This is a genomic window from Cupriavidus basilensis (assembly GCF_008801925.2).
GTDB lineage: Bacteria > Pseudomonadota > Gammaproteobacteria > Burkholderiales > Burkholderiaceae > Cupriavidus > Cupriavidus basilensis.
In genome coordinates this window covers 983,751-1,009,483 of the sequence record NZ_CP062804.1, presented here as the reverse complement: position 1 = coordinate 1,009,483, position 25,733 = coordinate 983,751, and the positions used below count along the sequence as shown (strand labels likewise).

Genomic DNA, 25,733 nt, shown 5'->3' with positions numbered 1-25,733 from the left:
ACAACAAGAATATGAACAGGACGACAACCCGCCGATGACCACTTCCGCCGCCGGCCGCGCCCGGCTTGACTGGGGCACGCTTGGCCTGCTGACATTCCCGCCGCTGAGCTGGGCCGGCAACGCCATCGTCGGCCACTACGCCGCCGGCGCCATCCCGCCGATCACGCTGAACTTTGCCCGGTGGGCGCTGGCCGGGCTGCTGCTCGCGCCCTATGTCTGGCGGGGCGTGCGCGAGCATGCCGCCACGCTGCGCCAGCATGCCGGGGTGATCGCCGCCATGGGCATGCTCTCCGTCTCGGTCTACAACGCCATGCAGTACCTGGCGCTGACCACGTCGTCGCCGATCAACGTGACGCTGATCGGCGCTTCCGCCCCAATCTTCCTGCTGATCATCGGCGCGCTGTTCTTCCGCGAGCGGGTGCGCGGCTGGCATGTGGTGGGCGCCCTGCTATGCCTGGCCGGCGTGGGTGTGGTGATGCTGCGCGGGGATCCCGGGCGGCTGGCCCAGCTGGATTTCGTGGCCGGCGACTTGTTCATGCTGGCGGGCACCATCACCTGGAGCGCTTACACCTGGCTGCTGCGCAAGAAGCGCCCGGACTTGCCGCTGGCCGTGCTGCTGTTTGCGCAGATCGTGACGGGCGTGGCGGCCTGCGTGCCGTTCGTGGCGTGGGAGCTGCTGTCGGGGAGCGCGCCGATTCACTGGAACGGCAAGGCGCTCGGCATCCTGGTGTATGTGGCAACGATCCCTTCGCTGCTGGCCTACTTTGCCTGGGACCGTGCGATTGCCCGCGCCGGGGCGCAGCTACCGGTGTTCTTCTTCACGCTCACCCCCGTCTTTGCCGCGCTGATGTCTTCCGCGCTGCTGGGCGACTGGCCGCGCTGGTATCACGCGGCCGGGCTGGGCGCCATCGTGGCCGGCATCTGGATCGCCAACCGGCGCTGAACGCGCCGCAGTACCAGGCCTAAGCGCCAATGGCGGGATCCAGCCGGAACACCGCCACCGAACGCTCCATGCGCTGCGCTTGCTCCTTGAGCGCATCGGCTGCGGCGGCGGCCTGCTCGACCAGCGCCGCGTTCTGCTGCGTGACCTGATCCATCTGCGTCACGGCCTGGTTGACCTGGGCAATGCCGCTGCTCTGCTCCTGCGACGCGCGGCTGATCTCGTCCATCATCATGGTCACGCGCTTGACCGCGGCAACGATGCTGTCCATGGTGGCGGTGGCATCCCCCGCCAGCGCCGAGCCGGCCTCGACCCGCTGCACCGACTGCGAGATCAGCGTGCGGATCTCCTTGGCGGAGCTGCCGGCGCGCTGCGCCAGGCTGCGCACCTCGGTGGCCACCACGGCAAAGCCGCGCCCGTATTCACCGGCGCGCGCCGCTTCCACCGCGGCGTTGAGCGCCAGGATGTTGGTCTGGAAGGCGATGCCGTCGATCACCGCGATGATGTCGACGATGCGCTTGGAATCGGCCTCGATCTCGCCCATGGTCCGCAGCACGCGGCCCACCGAGGTGCCGCCGGCCACGGCGATGTCGCTGGCCTCGCCCGCCAGCGCGCTGGCCTGGTCCGCGCTGCTGGCGTTCTGCCGCACGATCGCGGTGAGCTGCTCCATGCTGGCGGCTGTCTGCTGCAGCGACGAGGCTTGCTCCTCCGTGCGCTGCGACAGGTCCAGGTTGCCTTGCGCGATCTCGCCGGCGGCCACCAGCACGTTCTGCGCGCCGACCTTGGTATCGCCGATCAGTGCGCGCCAGGTGTCCACCAGCGACAGTAGGTGCCGCTTGACGTGGCTCAGTTCGTCGCTGCCGCGCACCTCCAGCGTGATGGCCAGGTCGCCGGCGTTGATCCGGCCCACCATGCTGGCCACTTGCTGCACGTCGGCGCGCATGCCGTGGCTAAAGCCGGCGAACAGGTAGAACGCCGCGCCCACGGCCAGCAGGGCGACCCCGGCCAGCACCTCGAGCTGCAGCATTTCGGCGGCGATGCGCTGCTCCAGCATGTCGCGGGCAATCCCGGAAAACACCTTGTTGACCGAGGAGACCGCGTTGATGGCCGCCGTCGCCTCGTCGAAATAGGGCTTGGCCTCGATGGCGATGCCGCCGCTGCCGAGCATCTTTTCCTTCAGCGTGCGGTGGAAGGTATCCATCGCGGCCAGCTGCGCGAGCGCGCCTTGCACCCGCGGGCGATACGCCGGGGCATCGCGCATCACGCGGTCGATGTCACGCCGCACGGATTCCAGCCCGTCCTGGATCTGCTCGCCCAGCGCGGCCAGCTCGGCTTGCTGCGCCGCGTCAGAGTATCCGCCCTGGCTGATGATGGCCGCGCCCCTGCCGCGCGCCAGCGCGCTCAGTTCGGCCAGCTTGGGCATCTGTCCCACCATCAGCGTCACCAGGTAGTACGAGCCGCTGTCGGGATCGAGCGCGAGCGAAGAGCGGTCGGCCACATCGCCGATAAACAGCCGCGTCTGCTTGACCAGCGCGCTGTGCATGTCGAACAGCGCGCCAGCTGTGACATTCAGGCCCGTTTCATGCATGCGTTGCCACGATTGCTCCAGCTTGCGTGCGTCAGGCATGACATCGAAGCGCGCGGCCTCGCCGGCTTGCTTCACCAGTTCGCCAAGGTGTGCGGCGGCCTTCGCATCGGCACCGTCGAACGTTGCGCGAAACGCAGCGTTGCCGGCGAGCACGGCATTGGCTGCGCCGCGGCGGACCTGCGTCTCGCGCATGAAATCGAGCGCACGGTCGACGATGGCAAGGCCGCTCAGTTCGTCCTGCGAGGCGCGGATCGTCTGCACCGACAGGCTCAGCACCGCATAGAGCGCACCGCCAAGCGGGATCAGGAACAGGATGGCCAGCAACAGCAGCTTGCGGGTGATGGTGAGGCGCGCCATCAGGCGCACGGCGGGGGAGAGAAAAGTAGCCACGAAGACCCCAAAAAATCGCTTGGATGCGTCTTGTATCGGCTGGCTGAACGCTGACTGAAGCGCGCTTTCCCGGCTTTTTTCACATGCACAAAGGCGGGGCCGAAAAAGCACAAGGCGGGTGCAGAATGCACGCCAAACGGGCGCAAAACCGGCATGCGCATGCAAAGAACGGAGATCAGGCTGACACAAAACAGACGCAAAACCGACGTACAACGAAGGGATCGCGAACGCAGCGTGGCGGGCAGGCAAAGATCAGAGGAAACACCTGAACCAATGCCGCCTGGCGCTGTCTTTCCGTAGGCGGTTCTGCCCCCGCCGGGCCGCGCGATCAGGATGTTCAACCCCAGGAGATGGCGATGTTAAGCCCCCACGAATTTGCCACCTTGCTGCTGGTCCACGATGTACAGGATCGACTGGAACTCGATCCCGTGGACCTGGAAGCACTGCTCGAACGCGACCTCGTGTCGCTGGAAGAATGCGCGACCGACCGCTGGTGCCCGCGCATTACCGAGCATGGGTACGCGCTGCTGCGCGCGGTTGGCTGGCAGGGCGAGATGAGCCGTGCGCGGCGTTGCGAAGCGCGTGGGCACGAGGCGCCCGCGCAGTAACCCGGTTACGCGGTTATGGGGTTATGCGGTTACGCCCCAATCACGCCCCACTCACGCCCTAGTGAAAATCGCGGCTGGACACCATCAGGCGGCCCAGCAGCGGGCTCAGGTCCACCAGTTCCTGCGCCACCAGATGCCTGACCTCGCCCTGGCGCTGCCACGTGCCGATCACCCCCAGCAGCTTCGCGCCCAGCACTTCCTTGCGCTGGCGCTCGATCAGGTCCGGCCACAGGATCACGTTGACGGCGCCGGTCTCGTCCTCGATCGAGGTAAAGATGGTGCCGCCGGCCGTGGATGGCCGCTGCCGCACCGTGACGATGCCGCAGGCACGCACCTGCCGGTTGTTGCCGCAGCGGGATAAATCCTGCGCCGTGGCGTAATGCAGCGCGGCCAGCCGCGGCCGCAGCAGCGCCAGCGGATGCGACTTGAGCGACAGGCCCGTGCTGGCGTAGTCGGCCGCCACATCCTCGCCCAGGCGCGGCGCGGGCAGCGATAGCTCGCCCTCGGGCGGCGGCGCCTCATGGAGCAGGTCGTGATGCGCGGCCTGCAGCGCGGCGGCGCGGGCCTGCCAGCGCGCTTGGCGGCGATGCCCGGCGAGGCCGGCCAACGCATCTGCGGCGGCCAGCGCATCGATGTCGTGCCGGTCCAGCCCCGCGCGCAGCACCAGGTCTTCCACGCTGGCGAACGGCGCCTCGGCGCGGGCCAGTTCGATCCGCCCGGCCGCCGCCTCGCGCATGCCGTTCACGCGGTTCAGGCCAAGCCGCACCGCCGGCTGGGCGCGCTGGCGCGCGCGCGCCGGCACACCGCTGGCCGCATGCTCCAGCGTGCTTTCCCAGCCGCTCACCGTCACATCCACCGGATACGTGACCACGTGGTGCCGGCGCGCATCCTGCACGAGTTGCGACGCCGAGTAGAACCCCATCGGCTGGCTGTTGAGCAGCGCGCACAGGAAGACCGCCGGATGGTGGCACTTGATCCACGCGCTGATATAGACCAGCTTGGCAAAGCTGGCGGCATGGCTTTCCGGAAAGCCGTATTCGCCAAACCCTTCGATCTGCTTGCAGATGGCCAGCGCAAAAGCCTCCGGGTACTTGTTGCGGGTGAGCGCCTTGACCAGCGCATCCTGGTGCTGCTTCAGGTCGCCCTTGCGCCGCCACGCCGCCATGGAGCGGCGCAGCTGGTCGGCCTGCCCCGGCGTAAAACCGGCGGCGTCGATGGCCAGTTGCATCACCTGCTCCTGGAAGATCGGCACGCCCAGCGTGCGGCCCAGCACCTTCTCGATGACGTCGTTGTGGTACGCCGGCGGCTTGCCGGTGCGCCGCACCTGCTCGCGCCGCTTCAGGTAGGGATGCACCATGCCGCCCTGGATCGGGCCGGGCCGCACGATGGCCACTTCCACCACCAGGTCGTAATACTTGCGCGGCAAGAGGCGCGGCAGCATCGACTGCTGCGCACGCGACTCCACCTGGAACACACCGATGGTGTCGGCGGCGCAGATCATGTCGTAGGTTTGCGGATCCTCCTTGGGCACGTCTTCCATCCGGTACGGCGCGCCCGAGCGCGTGGGGATCATCGCCAGCGCGCGGCGGATGGCCGAGAGCATGCCAAGCGCCAGCACGTCCACCTTCAAGAGGCCCAGCGATTCCAGGTCGTCCTTGTCCCACTGGATCACGCTGCGGTTTTCCATGGCCGCGTTCTCTATCGGCACCAGCCGCGACAGCTTGTGCCGCGCAATCACAAAGCCGCCCACGTGCTGCGACAAATGGCGCGGAAAGCCGCGCAGTTGCGTGGTCAGGCTGGCCCACTGCCGCACCGCCGGCGCGTCCGGGTCCAGCCCGTACTGCGAAATGCGCTCCAGGAAGGTCTTGCCGCCATCCCACCATGCCTGCCCCTTGACCACCTGCTCGATCACGCTGGCATCGATGCCCAGCGCCCGGCCCACGTCGCGCAGCGCGCTGCGCGAGCGATAGGTGATCAGCGACGCCGCCAGCGCGGCGCGGTGGCGGCCGTATTTCTCGTAGATGTACTGGATGACTTCTTCGCGCCGCTGATGCTCGAAGTCCACGTCGATGTCCGGCGGCTCGTCGCGCTCGCGCGAGAGAAAACGGCCGAACAGCAGGTTGGCATCCTTGGGATCGACCTCGGTGATGAACAGGCAATAGCAGACCAGCGAATTGGCTGCCGAGCCGCGCCCCTGGCACAGGATGCCGCGGCTGCGGGCAAAGCGCACGATGTCGTGCACGGTGAGGAAGAACGGCTCGTACCGCTTCTCGCGGATCAGCGCGAGCTCCTCCTTCAGCTGCTTGCGCCACTTGGGCTTGAGCCCTTTGGGGAAGCGCCGCAGCACGCCTTTCATGGTCTCGCGGCGCAGGTAGCTGAATGGCGTCTCGCCCGGGGGCACCAGCTCCTCCGGGTACTCGTAGCGCAGCGACGCCAGCGAGAAGTCGCACATGGCGGCAACCCGCAGCGTCTGCGCCAGCGCCTCGCGCGGGTACAGGCGCGACAAGCGCTGGCGCATGCGCAGGTGCTGCTCGGCGTTGGGCGCCAGCGCCATGCCGCATTCGGCCAGCGGCTGGCCCACGCGAATCGCGCTCAGCACGTCCGACAGCGGCTTGCGCGAGCGCACATGCATGGTCACCGCGCCGGATGCCACCAGGGGCACGCCGCTCAGCGCGGCGGCCTCCTCCAGCCGCAGCCGGTGCATGGCATCGGCATGGCCCTGCAATTGTTCGAGCGCGATCCAGCCGCGCTCGCCAAACGCCTGCCGCATCCATTGGGCTTGCCCCAGCAGCTCGGCGGGGTCCGGGCAATACGAAGGCAGCAGCAGCGCCAGGCAATCGGGCATGCCGCGCAGGTGGGCCTGGCCCGGCTGCGGCGCGGCGATGTCGTCGGGATGCAGCGCGTAGGCGCCCTTTTGCACGCGCGTGCGGCCCAGCGTGATCAACTCGCTCAGGTTGCCGAAGCCTTCGCGATTTTGCGCCAGCAGCACCAGCCGCAGCACGGGCCGGCCCGCGTGGTCGGTGAGCGTAAAGCGGCTGCCGATCAGCAGGCGGAAATCCTGCGCGGCACGGGCCAGGGCAAGCAGGCGGTCATGCCGGCGCAGGCGGGCCTGCAAGGCGTCATCGGCGCTCCCGGTGGCCGTGGCGTCCGGCGCGGCGGGGCATTCGCCATGCCCTTGATGCTCGCCGTCTTCGTCGTCGCCCTCCTCCGGCTCCTCCGCTGCCTCGTCCTCATCCTCCCGCAGCCCGGCGGCCAACCGCGCCGCGCTGCGCTCGGCCGCATCGCGGGTGCGTTCGCGCAGGTCCTTGAGCGCATGGTGCGCGCGGGCCGTGCCCGCCACCGAGCATTCGTCGGTCAGCGCCAGGCCGCGGTAGCCGAGCGCAAACGCGCGCTCGATCAGCTCGACCGGATGCGACGCCCCGTCCAGGAAGGTGAAATTGGAGATGCAATGCAGCTCCACATAGTCGGGCAACGCCGGCAGCAGCGCGGAAAGCGCCGGCGGCAAAGCGGAGAATGAAGGGTTGGCTGGCTGGCTCGACATGGCAAGGATTCAGGCAAAAAACTCGGGCAAACACTCGGGCAAAGACTCAGGCAAACAAGCCGTGCAGGAACCAGCGGTACTCGCCGCTTTCCTCACGCCCGGGGCGCTGGCGATAGACCCAGCAGCGCAGCCCATCCGCCCGTTGCGCAACGAAGTAATCGCGCGTGGCCAGCGCGCCGTCCCACCAGCCGGATTCGATGCGCTCCGGCCGCGAGAGCAACGTCAATGGCCCGCCGTGACAAGGCCGATGGCGCTGCACAGTCAGCGCCACGGGTTGCGCCATCAGCCACAGCGGACGCTCCGGCATGCCCGCCGGGGCACGCTGCGGCTCGCGCGGCGCGCGCGCAGGCATCTCATCCACAGGGCACCAGCGGTTGGCGCGCTCGGGCCGGTGGTCGGCCAGCGGCTGCGGTTGCAGCACGTTCTCCCGGCCCAGGCGCGCCATCAGCGTATCGAGCACGCGGCCCAGTTCCGCCGGCGTGCCGCCCGGCTCGGGAAACAGCGCATCGCTCTGCGGCACGCAGGCCTGGACCGACTCCACCACCAGCAGCAGGCTCACCGCCGGCACGCGGAACTGCACCTTGTCCAGCCGCTCCTGCAACAGCTTGGACAAATGCGCCGGATCGCGGCTGGGCTGCGCCAGGCTGATCGTCACCGGCGTTGCCTGCGTCTGGGCACCCAGCCGGTAGCGCTCATGCTCCAGCCGCAGCACAAGATGCGTCACGCCCGCCTGCTGCACGGCCAGCCAGCCGGCCAGCGCCAGCAGCAAACGCTGCGCGCCCGCCATCACGCCCTGCACGGATTCGGTCCGGCCTGGCAGTTCCATGCGCTGCGAGAAGGTGGCGGGCGCGCTGAACCACGTAAAGCGCACCGGCACCTCGCCATAGGCCTGGTCCAGCCGCGCCAGCAGGTCCGGCCCCAGCCGGCGCCGCAGGCCGGCACGCGGCAGGCCCCGCACCTCGCCCACGGTCCGGCAGCCGATGCCATCGAGCCAGCCATCGTCCGCCAGCCCCTGCAACATGCCCACCGGCAGCCGGTCCAGCAGCCGCGCCATGCGCTGCGGCCCCACCGCGCGCCGCGCCGGACGCACCAGCCCGCCCCGGCGATCGCGCCGCAGCGGCTGCGCCGCCAGCCACGCCGCCCCGAAGGCCGTCGGCCCGCAGCCCAGCTGCGGGAACACCCCCAGCCGCCGCACCCGCGCATACACCGCCCGGCACAACGCCAGATGGCCGCCAAACAACCGCAGGCTGGCCCCGGCATCGATCATCACGGTAGCCACCCCGGCATCGGGATGCACCGTGACATGCGGCGTGAAATGCAGCAACGCCAGCGCCAGCGCCGTCATCACCTGCGCCTCGGCCGCCGGCTCGCGCTGCAGTTGCACCACCTGCGCCGACAACGCCTGCACGCCGCCGCGCCGCATCCCCGCCTGCACCCCCAGCGCCACCGCCGGGCCGTTGGCCAGCACCACCCGCTCGCGCTCCATCACCGCCACCGGCACGCTGTGGTGCAGCAGGCCAGCGCAGGCGCGGGGCGCGGCGGGCTCAGGCCAGTTCGGCTGCAGCGCGTCCAGCGACAGGCGCGGCAGATGCACCGCGATCCAGTACGACATGGGCTTGCTCTCCCGCAACGGCTTGGGAAACCGGGGCATTCAGGGGGACCGGCATCGACGGGGCCTGCGCCGCCGCAGGCGGCGTGGCCATGGCGGGGACCGCCATCATCTCGCCCAGCGGCAGCACCAGCGGCGTATCGCGCACCGGGCCGCGCCGCTTGTGGAACGTGACCGACACGGCATTGCCCGGCGCCGGCGACAACAGCAGCCGCAGCACCGCCGGCGACGACTCGCGCAGCACGCTGGCCGGCCGGCACGCCCACACCACGGCGTCTCCTGCCTGCGCCAGCACCTGCAAGCGCCGCAGCGCCTCGGGACGCGCCGTGGGCAGCCACACCATCACCCCGCCAAAGGCCTGGCTGCGCAGCACCTGCTCCGCCGCCCACAGCACATCCGCCTGCGCCGCGGCCCGGCCCGCGCCAGCGGGCGGGCGCACCCAGTACAACTGGCGAGCCGGCAACCCCCATTCGGCCAGGCACGTTGCATTGGGCAGGTGCGGCGGCCCGATCAGCGCCACCCGGCGCTGCGCCGCGGCCAGCGCCAGCAAGGCCGGGCGCAGCAGCCGCAACTCGCCCACGCCGGGGTCGGCCAGCAGCAGCTCCGTGAGCGCGCCCACCGGCCAGCCACCGCCGGGCAACTCGGCCGAGAGCGCGTCATGGCCGGTCGGCAAGGCCGGCACGCTGCCCGCCCGGCCCAGATGGCCAAGCTGCCCCGCCCGCCACAGGCCGGGATAGCGTTGCTCCAGTGCGTCCAGCGCCCCCTGCCGGTCGGCCACGGGCGGCTGCGCCAAAGGCGAATCGCCCGATGTATCGGGCGATAGGGAAAAGAGTTCGGCGGTCATGTGATGCGTGCGGCTCAGTCCGAGGGGACTGATAGGAAACTTCCGAATACTGTATGTTTATACAGTACCACGGATGCACGCAAGGGTGAAGCGGTGAGGCTTGCAGCTTGGAGAATGACAATGGTTGACCGCGGTTAACCGCCCCCCGCACAGGGAGAGCTTCGCCGTTTGCGCGGCATCGATCTTCTACAGCCTGCTAGAGCTCCACCTTCAGAAACTGCGTATTGAGACTTGCGGCGGAAAATTCCGGAGACTCCCGTAACTCCGGCGGTAAAGCAGCAAGTTCGACCGGTGCGAACCCAAGCCGCGAGAAGTAGCCCGCCGAGGTATCCGTGCCGACGACCAGGGAGTCGATGCCGCGTAGCCGAACGTCGGAAACCATGGCCGAAAGCAGCAGCCCGGCCAACCCCGCGCGCCTGGCGCGCTTTGCCACGGCGAGGCCTCTGACCAGGGCAACGTTGCCACCGAATGCCTCGAAGCCTGCGCACCCAAGGAGTCCCTGCTTGTCTCTGCTGACGTGAAATTGCACCGATTGACGATCGATGCCCCCGGCAGGTAGTGAGCAAGACTGAAGTAGCGCCGCCACATCGGACAAATCGGTCGTGGTTGCTTGACGGGGCCGCATGTTACTACCTGTAGATCCAAGGAAGATGAGGAGTGGAGGACAGCTAGCGCTGCGGCATGCGTCTATTGGCCGATGCCGGCCCACGTGGTTCGAGCCAGCAAGCAAAACAAAAGAGCCACCCCTCAGGATGGCTCCGACAACCCCGCAACAACACGTCCACCGAACATGGCACCTGAAGCCGAACACTCTTCTGGCATCCGGGCCGCCTTGAAAAGAAGCCATGGTAAGACGTGCAATCAAATCGGCGCATGGCCCACCCCAATGGTCCATACGCGAAAGTGCTTTTCAGAGTTCTTTAGCTGCGACTTGATACCGGCAAATGATAAGGCCCCTGTATTGCAGCATTAAGACATTGCCGAAGACAATGTTTGCGGGACCGCGGGAACTTCGTGGGTCGCGCATACGGCGCACACGGTCATAAAGCGCCTTGTACGCCGCACCGCAGCTAACGACGACCGTGACAACCGCAGCCAGATCGCGCTGGCCGGATGCGCAGGTTCAGATGAGCCCGGTCTTGGTTACCTGCAACAGTTCGGGCCCGCAAACGTAGAAGCTGTCGCCGGACCTCTTCGCTTCACGCTTCGCCGCCGCTGCCAGCGTCGCGATGGCATTGGAATCGATATCGGAACCTGGCCCCACAGGGACCACACCCACCGCAATTGTCACGAAAGCGTAGAAGCGCAAGTCTCCATGGCGGTCTTCGCTCTGGATGCCACCAGCCTCGATATCGCTCGGCTCATAGAGTTGCACCGCGCTTGCGTTGAATCGCTTCATCGCTGTGCGGATGCGCGATTCCCAGTCTTCGCTCTGGAACAGAATCAGAAAATCATCGCCGCCCACGTGTCCAAGGAAATCCTTGCACTGGTCGCAAGCCTCGCTCAAGACTCCCGCCGCCAGCTTCAGCATTTCATCCCCTAGCCAGTAACCGTACTGGTCATTGAACGGCTTGAAGCTGTTGAGGTCGCAATAGCATGCATGAAAGGGGGCGCCGCTTTCGACCAGCCGTTTGATATGCGCATCGATTGGCATATTGCCCGGCAGGAAGGTCAGCGGGTTGGCATATCTGGCCGCCTCAATGCGCACTTCCGTGACAGCGCGCACCAGATCTTCCCCCGTCGCCAGACCCACATACCGGCCTTGCTCGACAATCACCAGTCCATCGGACAGATAGCGTTGGTCTTCACTAGTCATTAATTGAGCCAACTGTTCCACGGTCGCGCCTGTCTCCACCAGCACCGGGGACGCGTTAGCAAACTCCATGCAGCTCTTCTTGCCGAAGAGTTCCCGGTGATAAGGAAGCGCGTACGCGTCGACAAAGGTCCGCCGATTTATCAGACCGACGGGCCGGCCATCCTTGACAACGGCAACAGCATGCAGCATTGGGCGCGCTGTCAGGATATCCAGGACATCGTTGTTGCAGGTTGCCGGCAGGACACTTGGCGCATTAGTCAAGAACCTGCTTGCCGAAAAGGTGCGAGGCGCAAGCTTGACGGCTTCTGGAAACACCGCGATCGAGACGGCAGCAATGGCTGCCAGCGCTTGCTCCTCGAGTGATGCGCTCGGCGTGGCATGCGGCTTGCCAAGAACGAACCCCTGCGCGCAGGCTATGCCGATGTCACGGCAGACGGTCAGGTCCTCCACTGTCTCAAGGCCTTCTGCTATCAGTGTGGCGTTGCCGGCATTGGCGAGCACCTGCAAACACCGCAGCGCCGCAAGGCGGAACGCGGAATTGGCAACACCGTCAACGATGGCGCGGTCAACTTTGACATAGTCTGGCTGCAAGGCAATCCAGAGACTGAGGTTGGCGTTGCCCTGGCCATAGTCATCCAGCGCGAACTGAGCCCCGCCATCTCTAAGCACGCGAATGGAGGATACGAGGGACGCCAGAGGCTCCGGGCTAGTTTGCTCGGTAAGTTCGATGACGATCCGTTCAACGGAAAATTGCACCGCGCCCAAGAACTGGCGGACATCGCGTTTGCTGCTGACAATCTCGCGGATGGCTTGCGCACTGAAATTGAGAAACAGTTTTCCTGGCAGGCCCGTTTTCGCAAAGGCACTGATGCAGACCCGAGCGGCGGACCGCTCGAGTCGAACCATGCAGCCCTCACGCCGTGCCTGCTCGAAGAGCGCCTGGGGACTTTCCAGAGCCGTCCCAGCAGGACCTCGAATCAATGCCTCATAGCCCAGGATCTCTCCCGAGGCAAGGTACCCGATGGGCTGGAACACCGCGCTTAGCTGTTCCTGCTCTATGCATTTTGCAATGGACATGGTCACGGCAAGGACTCTCTACAACCAGGAACGTCTATCCAGGCGAATGCCGCCGTCAGGACGCAAGCATGTACCGGATCTCCCAGGCTTTAACGCTGGTATCTGCGTGACCTTTAGGCTCTGTCACAAAAGAATCATGAACCCGAGTATTCCCGGTGCCGATCAGGGCACCCGCCGGCGAATCTCTCCGTGAGCGCGCCGTTATGGCCGCAGGCTGGGAAGGCAAGAAAGCAAGGGCCGGGCGCACGGCAAAAATAGCGCGATCGCTGGCGACAGGGGCGCGCCAGCCAGTCGTGCGCCCCGCCCTTCGCCTCAGTCCAGCGGCCGTCCGGGGCGGAACCCGTCCCGCAGTTCCCGCTTGAGCACCTTCCCGATCGCACTGCGCGGCAGCACATCCACCAGTTCCAGCACGGCAAGCCGCTGCGTCTTGCCAACCTGCTCGTTGGTCCAGGCCATCAGGGCATCACCAGACACCGTGGCACCATCGCGCCGAACCACAAAGGCCACCGGCGTTTCGCCCCATCGCTGCGAGGGCACGCCAACTACCGCGCAATCCAGCACCTGCGGATGCTGCAGCAGGATCCCTTCGAGATCGCTGGGATAGATGTTGAATCCGCCGCTGATGATCATGTCCTTCTTGCGGTCCATCAGCGTGAGGAAGCCATCTTCGTCGAAGCGGCCAACGTCGCCGGTGCGGATAAAGAGCTTGCCGGTGGCGTCGCGCCATTCGGCCGCGGTCGTCTTCTCCGGTTGCTTGTGGTAGCCGGCCATGATGGCGTTGGAATGGCCGACGACTTCGCCGATCTCGCCCACGGGCACTTCATTGCCGTCGTCGTCGATCAGGCGGATGTCATGGCCTTCCATGGGCTTGCCCACGGTGTGGAGCTTGTTGGGGAACTCGTGCGCGGCCAGCACGCAGCTGCCGCCGCCTTCGGTCATGCCGTAGTACTCCACCAGGCCGCCGGGCCAGCGCTTGAGGATCTCTGCCTTCAGCGCGGCGGAAAGCGGCGCGCTGGTGGAGAACTTCATCCGGTACGATGACAGGTCGTAGTCACCGAAGTCCGCACGCGCCATCAGGCGCTGGTATTGCACCGGCACCAGCATGCTGTGCGTGACGCGGTGCTGCTCGGCCAGTTGCAGATAGCGCTGCGCGTCGAACTTGGGCATCAGCACGGCGGTGCCGCCAAGCGCCAGCGTGGGGATGAAGCTCACCAGCGTGGTGTTGGAGTACAGCGGCGTGGAGATCAGCGTGACGGCGTCGGGGCCGTAGCCGCCGGATTCCTGGACACGGCGGATCTGGTTCCAGCGCAGGGCGTGGGCGTGCACGATGCCCTTGGGTGTGCCGGTCGTGCCCGAGGAGTAGATGATGTTGAACACCTGTTGCGGCGCGACGGCATGCGCTTGCGGGCGGCTGCCGTGCGGGGCCAGCCAGGCTTCGAACGCGAGCCCGGCGGGGCGTCGGCCAGCCCGATAAGGCGAGCCTGGATACGATCCTTCACCGGCGCGATCTCGCGCAGGACGTCCGCGTCGACAAAGAACACCCGGGCGTCGGAGTCTTCGACCATGCCGGCCAGGCTTGCCGGCGTGGAGGACGGGGCGAGCGGCACCAGGGCAACGCCGGCGCGCAGGCCGCCGATCAGGATGGCGGCGTATTCGATGGAGGCTGCCGCGCAGATGGCAAGCGACGCGCCGGGTTCCAGGCCGTCGCGTTGCAAGGCGGTGGCAACGCGGTCAGCGAGCGCGTCGAATTCGGCATAGGTCAGCGAGCCCCGGCTGTCGACGACCGCGACATGCCCGGGCCGCTCTGCGGCGTGCAGGCGGACGCAGTCCGCGAGGTTGCCGATCGGCTGCGTCAGAAATTCTGTGATGCCCATAGGAAGGTCCTGTCTCCATCTGGCGTCGCGATCAACAGGTCCGGGGGACCGCCTTCGCGCGCGAATTTATCGTCTTGAACGTCCGGGGCAGCGGCGTTCATCCCGTGGGCCTGCCGGTATTGCCGCAGGCCGGGGTAGATTTTCGCATGGACATGGCAAGGCTGCCCCACACCGGTGGGGCAGCCCGCACTAACAGGCAACTACGAGGTAACTACGAGGTAACTACGCAGGAAGCGACGCAGGTCACTTCAGCGCGCAGCCTGGCTCAAAGCGGCCCGCCTTCCCCGATCCAGTAGGGGTTGCTGCCATAGTACTCATGCAGCGTGGTGCCCCATTGAGGATCCGCCATGGCCGGCCAGCTGTCCTTGTCGAAACCCGGGGCATCCTTGATGCGTTGCGCGGTCACGCCGATGCGGAAGCACTTTTCGTCGGTGTCCAGGGTCAGCGCGCCCCAGGGAATGGCGTGCAGCGTGTCGCCCATGCCGAGGAAGCCCCCGCTGGTAAGCACCGCGTACGCAATGCGGCCACCGCGCACGTCGAGCATGATCTCGGAGATCTTGCCGACATGTTCGCCGTCCGAGGAATAGACCTTGTTGCCGTCGAGCGTCGATGCGCCCATGACATCGGGGCCCGGGCCATCGCCCACACCGCGGCCGACAATGGCCGCGCCCCTGCTGCCGGCAGGCATGCCGGGATTGAGTTGTCCCATGTTCATCTCCTGAAAAAGGGTGGTGCCAGAGAGCGCGCAACGAACATGCCAGGCCGTTGGGGCAGGCGGCGCCACGGCATGGGCTTCGGCATCACGGGAAGAATTACAAAAGCCGGTAACTTTCTTTCCTTTCCGACCCGTGTTGACCCGTGATGACTCGCCCTGTTGCCGCAACGAGCGTGCGTTGCCGCATGGCACGAAAGCTGCGCCTGTACCCTGCCCCCAAACACACTTCAGGAGAACCCACATGGAAACCGTTGGCAATGGACAATCGTCGGCGCAGGACGAGGCCTCTCGTATCGCCGGCAAGGTTGGCACGGCAACCTCGAACGTGCTGGATGCCACCAAAACCGCCGGCCGGCAGATCGGCGCTGTCGCGCGGGACGAAGCTTCCGGCCTCAAGCGGGAGCTGGACGAGCTGATCGCCCGCCTGCCTTCCCTGTCGGCCGCCGCGATGGAAGAGGCCAAACAGGACTTCCTGCACAAGATGGCCACGACCAAGGAGGCGGCCAAAGGCATCTCGGACAACGTGCGCCAGCAGATCACGCAGCGCGCGGAAGACACCGCGGCTTATGTCAAGGCGCAGCCGCTGCGGTCCATGGGCATGGCGGTTGGCGTAGGCATCATCCTGGGCCTGCTGATGTCACGCAGCGCTGGCCGGGACCGAGACTGAAGCGCACCAAGGCGGACAAAGGCGGACCGGCGCGCGCAGCGCCTGACCGCCTCCCGTTTCCCTCTCTATGCCATTCACGCAGACGGCTCGTAGTCCACCTGGTGGCGTGCAATGCGCAAGTCACCCAGTTCCTCCTTCACCCGCAGGTGCTCCGGGTGGGTGGCGTACCCTTCCAGCGCCGTCTGCGATTCGAACTCGGAGTACAGGACCACGTCGCAGGCGTAGTTGACCTTGCTGGAGTCCACGCCAACTTCCAGGTGGCGCATTCCGGGGATCCGGCCGCGAAGCCCTTCGAACGCAAGCTTGAGCCGCGCCACGGCGTCTTGCTTGTCGACTTCGGTTTCTCCGCGCAGGTTCCACATCACGATGTGTTTGACGATGGACACGATTTCTCCCTTTGCCGATCTTGGCGGATCTTGGCTGATTTTCCTGATGTTCTTGATGTTCTCGATGTTCTTCACGTCAGGCCGGCGGGAAACCGACCTTCTGCGGCCACAGGTTGCTAAAGCCATGCACGGTCGACTGCCCATAAACGCCGGCCTGCGTGAAGGGCTCGCCGGCCAGCCACGCCTTGGCCTCGGCAAGCGACGGAAAATCGATCACCAGCAGGCTGCCGGCCATGGTGGTGCCGTCCTCGGCCAGCAGCGGGCCCGCGAAAGCGATGCTGTCGGCCTTGGCGCCGAGATAAACCTTGTGCGCCGGGCGCACGCGGGCGCGCAGTTCGCCCGTGCCGGGCTTGTCGAGAAGATGGAATACGAACAGCATGAGGCCTACCTCCGGGTCGGCGCCGGCGCTGCCGGTACCGGGTTGAGAATGAAATCGAAATCCAGCGTGTAAAACGGCGTGGCCGATGGCGTGCCATCCGGGGCGGTGCCGGCCTCGTGCCGCACCCAGTCCCCGATGAGGGAGCTGCGCACACCGAAGACCGCATCGGAATCCAGGTATTCGCCGCCCTCGCGGAACACATGGGTGATGAGCGTCTCAAACCCCGGCGCCGAGATCATGAAGTGCAGGTGCGCGGGACGCCACGGATGGCGGCCCATGGCATCGAGCATGCGGCCCACCGGGCCGTCGTGCGGAATCGGGTAGCACTCGGCGACGATCGACTTGAAGTGAAAGCCGCCGCGCTCGTCGGCTATCAGCGTGCCGCGGCCCTGGTGGCCATCGAGCCCTGCCTGCTGCACATCGTAGAAGCCTTCCGAATCCGCCTGCCAGACTTCCAGCCGCGCGTTCGGCACCGCCTCGCCCGTCACGCTCTTGACCTTGCCGCTGACGTAGCACGGTTCGCCGGTCATGCCGTTGGCCACGTCGGCGCCCAGCTCGTACTCTGGCGCGTCGTCCACGTAGAACGGCCCGAACACAGTGGCCTCGGTGCAGCCGCGCGGCTTCTTGTGGTTCTGCGCCGTGACCAGCGTGGACAGGCCAAGCGTGTCGGACAGCAGGATGAACTCCTGCCGGCTGCCGGTGCAAGTGTGGCCGACTTCGGTCAGGAACTTGATGCCTTCGGCCCATTCGGCCTCGGTGAGATGCACCTCGCGGGCAAAGGCGTGGAGATGCTGGACCAGGCTGGTCATGATCTCCTTCATCCGCCCGTTGGGCATGTCGGCATGCCGCGCCAGCACGGCCTGGGTGATGGTCTCTTCGTCTAGGTTGCGCATGATGCGTGTTCCCTTGTGGTCGTTCTTGTGGACGTTATTGTGGTCGTTCTTGCGGACATCAGGATCAGGCCTTGGTGGCATCTTCCCAACGCGGGCAGGCACGCTTGCTCACCGGGATGTCGATCGACTGGTAGTTGGTCTTGTCCACCACCGTGGCCGGCAGCACGATGCTCTGCGTGACCGGCATGCCGCGCAGCTTGCGGATGGCGGCGGTCATGCCCAGGCAACCCTGGGCAAATCCATTGTAGTCACCCGTGGCAAGCATGGTGCCGGCCTTGATCGCGTCGATGGCCTCCTGCGTGCCGTTGATGCCGGACACCAGCGCCTTGCGGTTGGCGCCCTGCAGCGCCTCGATGGCGCCGATGGCCATGGCGTCGTTGGTGGCAAAGATGCCGTCGATCTGCGGGTACGACTGCATCAGGTTCTCCATCACCTGCAAGGCCTGCAGGCGCTGGTAGTTGGCCGGCTGCGAAGCCACCAGCTTGATGCCGGGGAAGGCCTTGAGCGCGTCGTGCATGCCTTTGACGCGGTCGATATTGGTCAGCGAGCCCTTGATGCCTTCCAGCAGCACCACATTGCCCTTGCCGCCCATGGCCTTGAACAGGTGCGTGGCGGTCTTCAGCCCCAGGTCGTAGTCGCTGGCGCCGATGAAGGAGACGAAATTGCCCACGTCGCTCTTGTCGGTCACGTTGACCACCGGGATATTGGCCGCGTTGATCTTCTTCACGCCAGGGCCCATGGCCTTGTAGTCCACCGGGACGAAGACGATGGCGTCGGCCTTCTTGACGATCACGTCCTCGATCTGGCTCATCTGCTCCGGGATGCTGTCCGGCTTGGTGGGGATGTAGTGGGTGACGCGCGCGTTCATGCTCTTGGCCGCCGCATCCGCGCCCTGGCGCACGACCTGGAAGAACGGGTTAGTCTGGTTCTTGGTGAACACTGCGATGCGCTCGCCGTCCGCGTGGGCCGGCGCGGCCAGGATGCCGAGGGCCAGCAAGCCGGCCAGTTGCTTCAGGTTACGTACGTTCATGTTGTCTCCTTTGTCTCTGATGAAAAGCTGCCACCTCGATTGATGACCTTGTTTGACGACCTTGTTTGACGACCCTGATTGGCGACGTCGAGCTAAGACTTCACGCCCAGCCGCTTGCGCGACAGCGTATCCAGGAATACCGCCAGCACCACGATCACGCCCGTCACCAGCGGTTGCCAGTTGGCGCTGACGGTGAGCAGGTTCATGCCGTTGAGCACCAGCGTGAGGATGATGGCGCCGACCAGCGTGCCGGATACCCGGCCCACGCCGCCGAACAGCGAGGTGCCGCCGATCAGCACCGCGGCGATGGCGGGCAGCGTCAGCGCCTCGCCAATGTCGCCTTCGGCCGAGTTGAGCCGCGCCAGGAACACCAGGCTGGCGATGCCGGCCATGGCGCCGCTCACCAGGTACACCAGCACCAGCCGCCGCCTGACCGGCACGCCGGAGAGCCGGGCCGCGACGGGATTGGCGCCGATGGCGTAGATCTCCTGGCCATAGGTGGTCTTCTGCGACATGGCGGTGCCCGCCACCAGGAACGCCAGCATCAGGTACACCGGAATGGGCACGCCCCACAGGTAGCCGCTGCCGATCGCCCGGAACGCCGGCGGGAAGCCGTGGATGGTCTCGCCCGCCATGAACCAGTAGGTGACGCCGTGCAGCACCCACAACATGCCGTAGGTGGCAATAAATGGCGGGATGCGCAGCATGGCCACCAGCAGGCCGTTGGCCAGCCCGATCAGCGCGCCAGTGCCCAGCCCCGCCACCACGCCGAGCAGGGTGGAGCCGGTGGCCTTCATCACGGTGGCCGCCACGCAGGCCGACATGGCCACGTTGGCGCCCACCGACAAGTCCAGCCCGCCGGTCAGGATCACCAGCGTCACGCCCGACGCCAGCAGGAACAACAGGCTGGCCTGGCGCAGCACGTTGAGGATGTTGCCCAGCGTCAGGAACGCGTCGGACGCCACCGCCAGCAGCAGGCACAGCAGGCCCAGCGCAAACAGCCGGTAGGCAAACGAGCGGGCATCCGCCGAGAGTGGCGGGAACAGAGTCGCCGTGTTCATGCTTTCCCCTTGAACGATTCGATCAGCAGCACCACCAGCACCAGCAGCCCGATGGCCGCCACCTGCACCGACGACTGCACGCCCACCAGGTTGAGCCCGTTGCGCAGCACGCCTACCGCCAGCACCCCCAGCACCGTGCCGGGCAGCCAGCCATTGCCGCGGTCGAAGGTGGTGCCGCCCACCGCCACCGCGGCGATGGCATCGAACTCCAGCCCGATGGCCGCCGTGGGGTGCCCGGCATTCATGCGCGCCGTGAGCAGCAGCGCGGCCACGCCGGCCATCAGCCCGCCCAGCGCATAAACAGCGATCAGATAGACATTGATGCGCACGCCGGAGAACTTGAGCGCCTCGCGGTTGCCGCCCAGCGCGAACACATAGGCGCCAAAGCGGGTGTGGTAGAGCAGCCAGTGGAACAGGCCGTAGAACACCGCCGCGATCCAGATCGGGAGCGGCACGCCCAGCAGTTGCCCGGCGTAGATCAGCGGAATCATGTCGCCGATGCCGGTCACGCTCTGGCCATCGGTGGCCACCAGCGCCAGCCCCTGCGCGACGCCCAGCGTGCCCAGCGTGGCCACGAACGGCGGGATCTCCAGCCACGACACCAGCGCACCATTGAGCAGGCCGAACGCCAGCCCGGTCAGCAGCGCCGCGCCCAAGGCCAGCGGCAGCGATTCCGTGGCCACCATCACCATCGCCAGCACCACGCCGCATAGCGTCAGCACGGCGCCCATCGACAGGTCCAGCCCCTCGGTCATGATGATCAGCGTCATCGGCAAGGCGATCAGCAGCAGGATGGTGGATTGCGCGCCGATGTTCAGCAGGTTCTCCACGCTCAGGAAGCCCGAGCCCGTTGCGCTGAAGCCCAGCGAAAGCAGCAGCAGCACCCAGACCGATCCGGGCACCTTGCCGATGGACAGGCCGAGCGGCCGCGGTAGTGCGTTGGTATCAAGCATCGTTCATCCCCAGTTGCAGAATGCGTTCTTCGGTCATCTCGGCGTGAGCGACTTCGCCGGCGATGCGCCCGCCGCGCATGACATAGGTGCGGTCGCAGACATTGATGATCTCCGGCAGTTCGGAGCTGATCAGCAGCACGCCGGCGCCCTGCTTCACCAGGCTGTCGATCAGCGCAAAGATCTCGGCCTTGGCGCCGACGTCGATGCCGCGCGTGGGCTCATCGAAGATAAACAGCTTCGCTTCGGCGACCAGCCATTTGCCGATCACGATCTTTTGCTGGTTGCCGCCGGAGAGGAACTGCGCCAGCTGGTTGCCGTCGGGCGTGGCAATGCGCAGCCGCGCGATCTCGCGCTCGGCCAGCGCCTCGGCCTTGTCTGCGCGATACCAGCGCGCGGGAAAGGCGCGCCGCAAGCCGGCCAGCAGCAGGTTGTCGCGCACCGTGCGAATCAGCGCCAGCCCCTCCGATTTACGGCTTTCCGGAATCAGCGCGGCACCCAGCTCACGGGCGCGGTCCGGGCCACCGGCCAGACGCTTGCCAAAGATGTGGATTTCGCCCTGCTGGATCGGGTCCGCGCCAAACACGGCGCGCGCCACCTCGCTGCGGCCCGAGCCCACCAGCCCGGCCAGGCCCACGATCTCGCCGGCGCGCACCTGCAGGTTGATATCCGCGATGCCGGTGTCCGCGCTGACGTTGCGCACGTCCAGCGCCACTTCGCCCAGCTGCGCGCTGCGCTCGCGGCTGTAGCTCATGTCGACCTTGCGCCCGACCATGCGCGCCACCAGCTCGTCCGGGGTGGCGTCACCTGGCAGGCAGGCGCCTACCTTGCGGCCGTCGCGCAGGATGGTGATGCGGTCACCCAGCGCAAAGACCTCCGCCATGCGGTGCGAGATATAGATCATCGACACGCCGTCCGCCTTGAGCCGCGCGATCACGGCGAACAGCTTCTCGGTCTCGCGGTCGGACAGCGCCGCGGTGGGCTCGTCCAGCACCAGGATGCGCGCGTTCTGCGACAGCGCCTTGGCGATCTCCACCATCTGCTGCTGGGCCACGCCCAGCGCATGCACCGGCGTGCGGGTGCTCACCTCCATGCCCAGGATATCGAGGATGCGGCGCGCTTCGGCGTGCATCCTGGCGGCATCGACGGAGCCGGGAATGCGCCCGCGCGGCTCGCGGCCCAGGAAGATGTTCTGCGCGATGTCCAGGTAAGGCACCAGCGAGAACTCCTGGAAGATCACCGCGATGCCCAGGCGCATGGTATCGGCCGGGCTGGTGATCGCCACCGGGCTGCCGTCGTGATAGAACTCGCCGGCATCGGCCACGTAGACGCCGCACAGCACCTTCATCAGCGACGACTTGCCGGCGCCGTTCTCGCCCAGCAGCATATGCACCTCGCCGGGGTAGATGGCGAACGACACATCGTCCAGCGCCTTCACGCCGGGGAAGTGCTTGCAGATGCCGCGCATCTCGAACAGCGGCGTGATTTCGGTGATGGCGTTCATGATGCGGGCCTGAAGATCTTGTCGGCGCCGGCGCCGATGCCGTGCGGGGCGGGTTGTCGATGCATGTGGTCTCCTTCTTATCGTTGGTGGCTTCCTGGTGCTGGTGGCACGTTGATGACGGCAAAGGCAACTGCTGTTTCACCGCCCCTGCGGGGCGGCGACCTACTTTCTTGTCTTGCCAAGAAAGTAGGCAAAGAAGGCGCGCCGGATGGGGCGACTACCCCCTCGGGCTTCGGCGAAAAGAGCGGCCGGGACCCAAACTCGCATCGCCTTAAGGCGATACTCAGACATGGGTCCCTCTTTTCCGCTCTTTTCGCCGAAGCCCGAGGCGCCCCATACGGCCTGGGTGAACCTTGACGGCTCGCTTCGCATCGCGCTTGGGGTGTGGCCCGCCCTGCGGGCGCTTCACACGGCTACACCAGTTGGTTGATCTTGCCGCTGGTTGGCTCCCCTCTCGCTCACCGCTCCGCCGCCAGGCGTTCGCCCGACGCGCGCAGCGCTTCAAGCTTGCCCGGCAGCCCGTCCACCAGCAGCCGGCCGTGGCGCTTGCGCGCCTTGCCTGCCACGAACACGCTGTCGATGTTGGCCAGGCTGGCCTGCATCACGATGGCGCTCACCGGGTCGTGCAGCGGCATCATGTTGAGCTTGCGGGCGTCGATCATCACCAGGTCGGCCTGCTTGCCCACGGCCAGCGAGCCGATGCGGTCTTGCATGCCGAGCATCCGCGCGCCGGCCAGCGTGATCCAGTCCAGCGCGTCGCGGCAGCTCACCGCGTGCGCGGGAGCGATCTCGCCGTGCTGCTGGCGGTACTCCGCATGGTCCAGCGCGCGCTGGATGCCCAGCGCCATGCGCGCGGCGATGAACATCTCGCCGGACAAACCCGATTCCAGGTCCACGCCGAGCGACGGCGCGGCGCCCAGGCGCGTCAGCCGGCCCGTGATGGGGAAGCCATGGCCCTGCGTCAGTTCGTTCTCCGGCGTGACGGAGAAGCTCATGCCCAGCCCGACGAAGCGCGCCAGCTGCGCGTCGGTGAGGTTGTTGCCGTGCACGATGTTGATATGGGGGCCAAGCAGCCCGGCCTGCTCCAGCCGCGCCCATCCCTGCGGCGTGCGGGCGCTGCCGCCGCCCTGGTGCATGCTGGCCAGCAGGCCAAATTCCCGTGCCAGCGCAAAATCGTGCAGCGCCACTTCCAGCGTCGCGTAATGCGGGCCGAGGATGGCCAGGCCGAGGCTGAGCAGGGATGAGCCTTGCAGCCGCCTGGACAGGCGTTCCACCTCGCCGCGCGGGTGCGGCATTTCCCAGAACGGCAGCGCGCCGGGCTTGGGGTCTGGCTTGGGCGAGCCGTGCAGGAACGCGGCGCGGATGCCAGCATGCTCCAGCGCGTCCAGCGCGGCATCGCTGTGCGCCGGCGTGGGATTGTTGTGGCACCAGTCCACCAGCGTGGTGGTACCGCAATCGAGCTGGTTCCAGGCGCCGACGAGCGTGGCGATGCCGATGTCATCGGGCGTGAAGCGCGTGGCCAGCCCGGCATGCATCTGCCGGAAATACTCGGTCAGCGTCCAGCCCGAGGCAACGCCGCGCAGCGCGGTCTGCCAGGTGTGCATATGCGCGTTGACAAAGCCCGGGGCGACGATGAAGCCGCGCGCGTCGATCAGCTCGGCGTCGTGCGCTTCGAGATGCGGTGCGATGGCGGCGATGCGCTCGCCGTCGATCAGCAGGTCGCCGGTGAACTCGCCGAGGGCGGGTTCCATGGTGACCAGAGTGGCCCCGCGTACCAGGATCATGGGTGTGTCTCCGTTGCCTGGCGGCGCTGCCAGTGGCCGGCGCGCCGCTCTGGATTTTGTGGGCATCCTGTCATGCCTGACAGGTGCTGGAACAAACTCTATACTGCCGGCAAATGGAAAAAAACGACGGATAAGGAAATCTTCTTTCCGCCAGGCGAGAGAATCAAAACGGCTCGCGCGGCGGACCAAGGGACACACGGGGAGACAAAGCATGGACCGTTGGACCGAATTCGAACTCTTCGTCCAGATCGCGGAGCTGGGCAGCATCAGCAAGGCCGCCGAGAGCCTGGACATTTCCAACGCGGCGGCAAGCCGCTACCTCACCTCGCTGGAGCAGCGGCTATCGGCGCGGCTGATCGAGCGCAATACGCGCCGTCTTTACCTGACCGATGTGGGGCACGAGTTTTTCCGGCGCTGCAAGGGCGTGCTGACGGAAATGAAGGAGGCGGAAGCCGCGGTCAACGCCAATGTGCTGGAGCCGGGCGGCACGCTGACGGTCACCGCATCGCTGTCGTTTTCCATGAAGCACCTCGCGCCGCTGCTGCCGGATTTCACCAGCCTCTATCCCAAGGTGGACGTGAACATCCTGGCGGCCAACCGCTACTACGACATCATGGACAGTGGCATCGACCTGGCCATCCGCACGCGGGAATTCGAGCCGGATTCCGGCCTGACCGTGCGCCGGCTGGCCGAGACGCGCCGCATCCTGGCCGCCTCGCCACGCTACCTGGACCGCATGGGCACGCCGCGCGACGTCGACGACCTGCTGCGCCACCACATGCTGATCTACTCGTACGCCAACCGGCCGCACGAGCTGGCCTTCACCCGCAATGCAGAGGAGAAAACGGTCACGGTGCGCAGCAAGCTGGAGTCCAACGACGGCCAGGTGATCCGCGCGGCCGCGCTGGAAGGCCTGGGCATCCTGGTGCAGCCCAAGTACATCGTCTACGACGATATCGTGGCGGGCCGGCTGATCCCGGTGCTGGACGACTGGGACCTGCCCCGGCTCACCATCAACATCGCCTTCCAGAGCCGGCGCTACCTGGCCGCCAAGGTGCGCCTGTTCATCGACTACCTGGTGGCGCACTTCGAGCGCATGGACTACGAGCGCAAGTGGACGTCGTGACGGCGCGCTTAGGCGCCCAGCCTAGCCATTGACGCTGGGCAGCCCGGCGGCGAGCCGCGCGGACTTGATCACCGCGGCGTAGTCATCACCGGCCATGCCCTGCGCGGCGGCGCCCTGCAGCATCTGGCCCAGCAGCGCCGTGAGCGACAGCGGCACGCGCAGGTCGGCGCCCGCATCCAGGATCAGTCCCACGTCCTTGAGCATCTGGTCCACGGTGAAGGTGGGGGTGTAGTCGTTCTCGACCAGCTGCGCGGACTTGGCCTTGACGATGGGCGCGGCCACCGCGCTGGCGGTGATGACAGACCACATGTCCTGCCATTTGAGGCCCCCCTTGGCGCCGAGTGCCAGCGCTTCGGCCAGCATGCCGGAAGTCAGGCCGATCATCAGGTTCACCACCAGCTTCATCAGCCGCGCTTGCTCGGCTTCGCCCAGGTAGAACTGGGCCGGCCCGAGCGCGGCCAGCAGCGGCTTGGCCACCGCATAGGCGGCCGCCGGACCGGACACCAGCGAGGTCAGCTGCGCCGCCTCGGCCATCTTGTTGTTGCCGGATACCGTCACGCGCAGGTACGGGATGTTGCGCTGCGCCAGCAAAGCGGCCACGCGGGCGGACGCTTGCGGCGACACCGTGCTGGTATCGACATACAGCGTGCCCGGCGCGGCCAGCTCAGCCACTTGCGCGCCCACGGCTTCGAAGGCCGCGTCGTGCGGCAGCGAGCTGAACACAACGTCCTTGCCGGCGGTTGCCTGCGCGAGCGAGCCGGCCGTCTTCAGCCCGGCCTGGCGCGCGGCTTCCAGCACGGCGGGCGACAGGTCGAAGCCTTCGACAGCGTGCCCGGCGGCGGCCAGGTGACGCCCCATGGGCAAGCCCATCTTGCCGATTCCGATAAAGCCGATTTGCATTGTTTGTCTCCGGTGCGGTGTGTGTTGTGTGTTTTGTATTTTGTGTTTTGT

The 25,733-nt window shown here is 66.7% G+C and carries 20 protein-coding genes and 1 pseudogene; 4 read left to right on the top strand and 17 right to left on the bottom strand.

Annotation, left to right across the window (positions count from 1 at the left end; translation table 11 throughout):
- The first annotated feature begins 34 nt into the window (after positions 1-34).
- The gene (locus F7R26_RS25400; protein ID WP_150993304.1) at positions 35-943 is read left to right on the top strand and encodes a DMT family transporter; all 909 of its coding nucleotides are present in this window, start codon (positions 35-37) and stop codon (positions 941-943) included.
- 19 nt (positions 944-962) lie between these two features.
- Here the strand turns inward: F7R26_RS25400 and F7R26_RS25395 are convergent, their stop codons facing one another.
- Positions 963-2,918: a methyl-accepting chemotaxis protein gene (locus tag F7R26_RS25395; protein ID WP_241754720.1), complete on the bottom strand. Its 1,956-nt coding sequence runs from the start codon at positions 2,916-2,918 to the stop codon at positions 963-965.
- 356 nt (positions 2,919-3,274) lie between these two features.
- Here F7R26_RS25395 and F7R26_RS25390 point away from each other — a divergent pair, with 356 nt between their 5' ends.
- Positions 3,275-3,526, top strand: coding sequence for a hypothetical protein (locus F7R26_RS25390; protein WP_150993306.1), 252 nt, complete (start codon positions 3,275-3,277; stop codon positions 3,524-3,526).
- Between the two features lie 58 nt (positions 3,527-3,584).
- Here the strand turns inward: F7R26_RS25390 and F7R26_RS25385 are convergent, their stop codons facing one another.
- The 7 genes and pseudogenes from F7R26_RS25385 to F7R26_RS25355 form a co-directional block, all read right to left on the bottom strand.
- Entirely contained in the window at positions 3,585-7,067 is a 3,483-nt protein-coding gene (locus tag F7R26_RS25385; RefSeq protein ID WP_193692244.1) for an error-prone DNA polymerase, read from the bottom strand.
- A 46-nt stretch (positions 7,068-7,113) separates the two neighbouring features.
- Positions 7,114-8,679: a Y-family DNA polymerase gene (locus F7R26_RS25380; RefSeq protein WP_193692243.1), complete on the bottom strand. Its 1,566-nt coding sequence runs from the start codon at positions 8,677-8,679 to the stop codon at positions 7,114-7,116.
- Complete coding sequence (gene imuA / locus F7R26_RS25375; protein ID WP_150989036.1) at positions 8,612-9,520, bottom strand: translesion DNA synthesis-associated protein ImuA; 909 nt, start codon at positions 9,518-9,520, stop codon at positions 8,612-8,614. Before imuA ends, F7R26_RS25380 begins: the two co-directional genes overlap by 68 nt.
- 196 nt (positions 9,521-9,716) lie before the next feature.
- A complete protein-coding gene (locus F7R26_RS25370) occupies positions 9,717-10,145 on the bottom strand; it encodes a GNAT family N-acetyltransferase (RefSeq protein WP_150989033.1) in 429 nt (142 codons plus the stop codon).
- Positions 10,146-10,643: 498 nt separating this feature from the next.
- Positions 10,644-12,413 carry a phosphodiesterase gene (locus F7R26_RS25365; protein ID WP_150989061.1) on the bottom strand — a complete coding sequence of 590 codons (1,770 nt, stop codon included), beginning with the start codon at positions 12,411-12,413 and terminating at the stop codon, positions 10,644-10,646.
- A 312-nt stretch (positions 12,414-12,725) separates the two neighbouring features.
- Positions 12,726-14,287: pseudogene (locus F7R26_RS25360) on the bottom strand (class I adenylate-forming enzyme family protein).
- A 265-nt stretch (positions 14,288-14,552) separates the two neighbouring features.
- Positions 14,553-14,996: a PRC-barrel domain-containing protein gene (locus tag F7R26_RS25355; RefSeq protein WP_150989030.1), complete on the bottom strand. Its 444-nt coding sequence runs from the start codon at positions 14,994-14,996 to the stop codon at positions 14,553-14,555.
- A gap of 247 nt (positions 14,997-15,243) precedes the next feature.
- Here F7R26_RS25355 and F7R26_RS25350 point away from each other — a divergent pair, with 247 nt between their 5' ends.
- Positions 15,244-15,669, top strand: a complete 426-nt coding sequence (locus tag F7R26_RS25350) for an ElaB/YgaM/YqjD family protein (RefSeq protein ID WP_150989027.1) — start codon at positions 15,244-15,246, stop codon at positions 15,667-15,669.
- A gap of 74 nt (positions 15,670-15,743) precedes the next feature.
- On the opposite strand, the gene F7R26_RS25345 is transcribed toward F7R26_RS25350, so the two are convergent.
- The 8 genes from F7R26_RS25345 to F7R26_RS25310 form a co-directional block, all read right to left on the bottom strand.
- Positions 15,744-16,055, bottom strand: a complete 312-nt coding sequence (locus tag F7R26_RS25345) for a Dabb family protein (RefSeq protein ID WP_144410011.1) — start codon at positions 16,053-16,055, stop codon at positions 15,744-15,746.
- Positions 16,056-16,131: 76 nt separating this feature from the next.
- Positions 16,132-16,434, bottom strand: a complete 303-nt coding sequence (locus F7R26_RS25340; protein ID WP_150989025.1) for a YciI family protein — start codon at positions 16,432-16,434, stop codon at positions 16,132-16,134.
- Positions 16,435-16,439: 5 nt separating this feature from the next.
- Positions 16,440-17,327, bottom strand: coding sequence for an intradiol ring-cleavage dioxygenase (locus tag F7R26_RS25335; protein ID WP_150989022.1), 888 nt, complete (start codon positions 17,325-17,327; stop codon positions 16,440-16,442).
- Between the two features lie 64 nt (positions 17,328-17,391).
- Positions 17,392-18,357: a sugar ABC transporter substrate-binding protein gene (locus F7R26_RS25330; RefSeq protein ID WP_193692242.1), complete on the bottom strand. Its 966-nt coding sequence runs from the start codon at positions 18,355-18,357 to the stop codon at positions 17,392-17,394.
- Between the two features lie 92 nt (positions 18,358-18,449).
- Positions 18,450-19,418: an ABC transporter permease gene (locus F7R26_RS25325; RefSeq protein ID WP_150989019.1), complete on the bottom strand. Its 969-nt coding sequence runs from the start codon at positions 19,416-19,418 to the stop codon at positions 18,450-18,452.
- Positions 19,415-20,371 carry an ABC transporter permease gene (locus tag F7R26_RS25320; RefSeq protein ID WP_150989016.1) on the bottom strand — a complete coding sequence of 319 codons (957 nt, stop codon included), beginning with the start codon at positions 20,369-20,371 and terminating at the stop codon, positions 19,415-19,417. Before F7R26_RS25320 ends, F7R26_RS25325 begins: the two co-directional genes overlap by 4 nt.
- On the bottom strand, positions 20,364-21,872 hold the full coding sequence (locus tag F7R26_RS25315; RefSeq protein ID WP_150989012.1) for a sugar ABC transporter ATP-binding protein: 1,509 nt from the start codon (positions 21,870-21,872) through the stop codon (positions 20,364-20,366). Before F7R26_RS25315 ends, F7R26_RS25320 begins: the two co-directional genes overlap by 8 nt.
- A gap of 458 nt (positions 21,873-22,330) precedes the next feature.
- Positions 22,331-23,656 (bottom strand): amidohydrolase family protein, encoded by a 1,326-nt coding sequence (locus F7R26_RS25310; RefSeq protein ID WP_150989009.1) that lies wholly within the window; start codon positions 23,654-23,656, stop codon positions 22,331-22,333.
- A 211-nt stretch (positions 23,657-23,867) separates the two neighbouring features.
- Here F7R26_RS25310 and F7R26_RS25305 point away from each other — a divergent pair, with 211 nt between their 5' ends.
- The gene (locus F7R26_RS25305) at positions 23,868-24,782 is read left to right on the top strand and encodes a LysR family transcriptional regulator (protein ID WP_150989005.1); all 915 of its coding nucleotides are present in this window, start codon (positions 23,868-23,870) and stop codon (positions 24,780-24,782) included.
- A gap of 21 nt (positions 24,783-24,803) precedes the next feature.
- Here F7R26_RS25305 and F7R26_RS25300 read toward each other — a convergent pair whose 3' ends face one another.
- Positions 24,804-25,682: an NAD(P)-dependent oxidoreductase gene (locus F7R26_RS25300; RefSeq protein ID WP_150989002.1), complete on the bottom strand. Its 879-nt coding sequence runs from the start codon at positions 25,680-25,682 to the stop codon at positions 24,804-24,806.
- Positions 25,683-25,733: the final 51 nt, after the last annotated feature.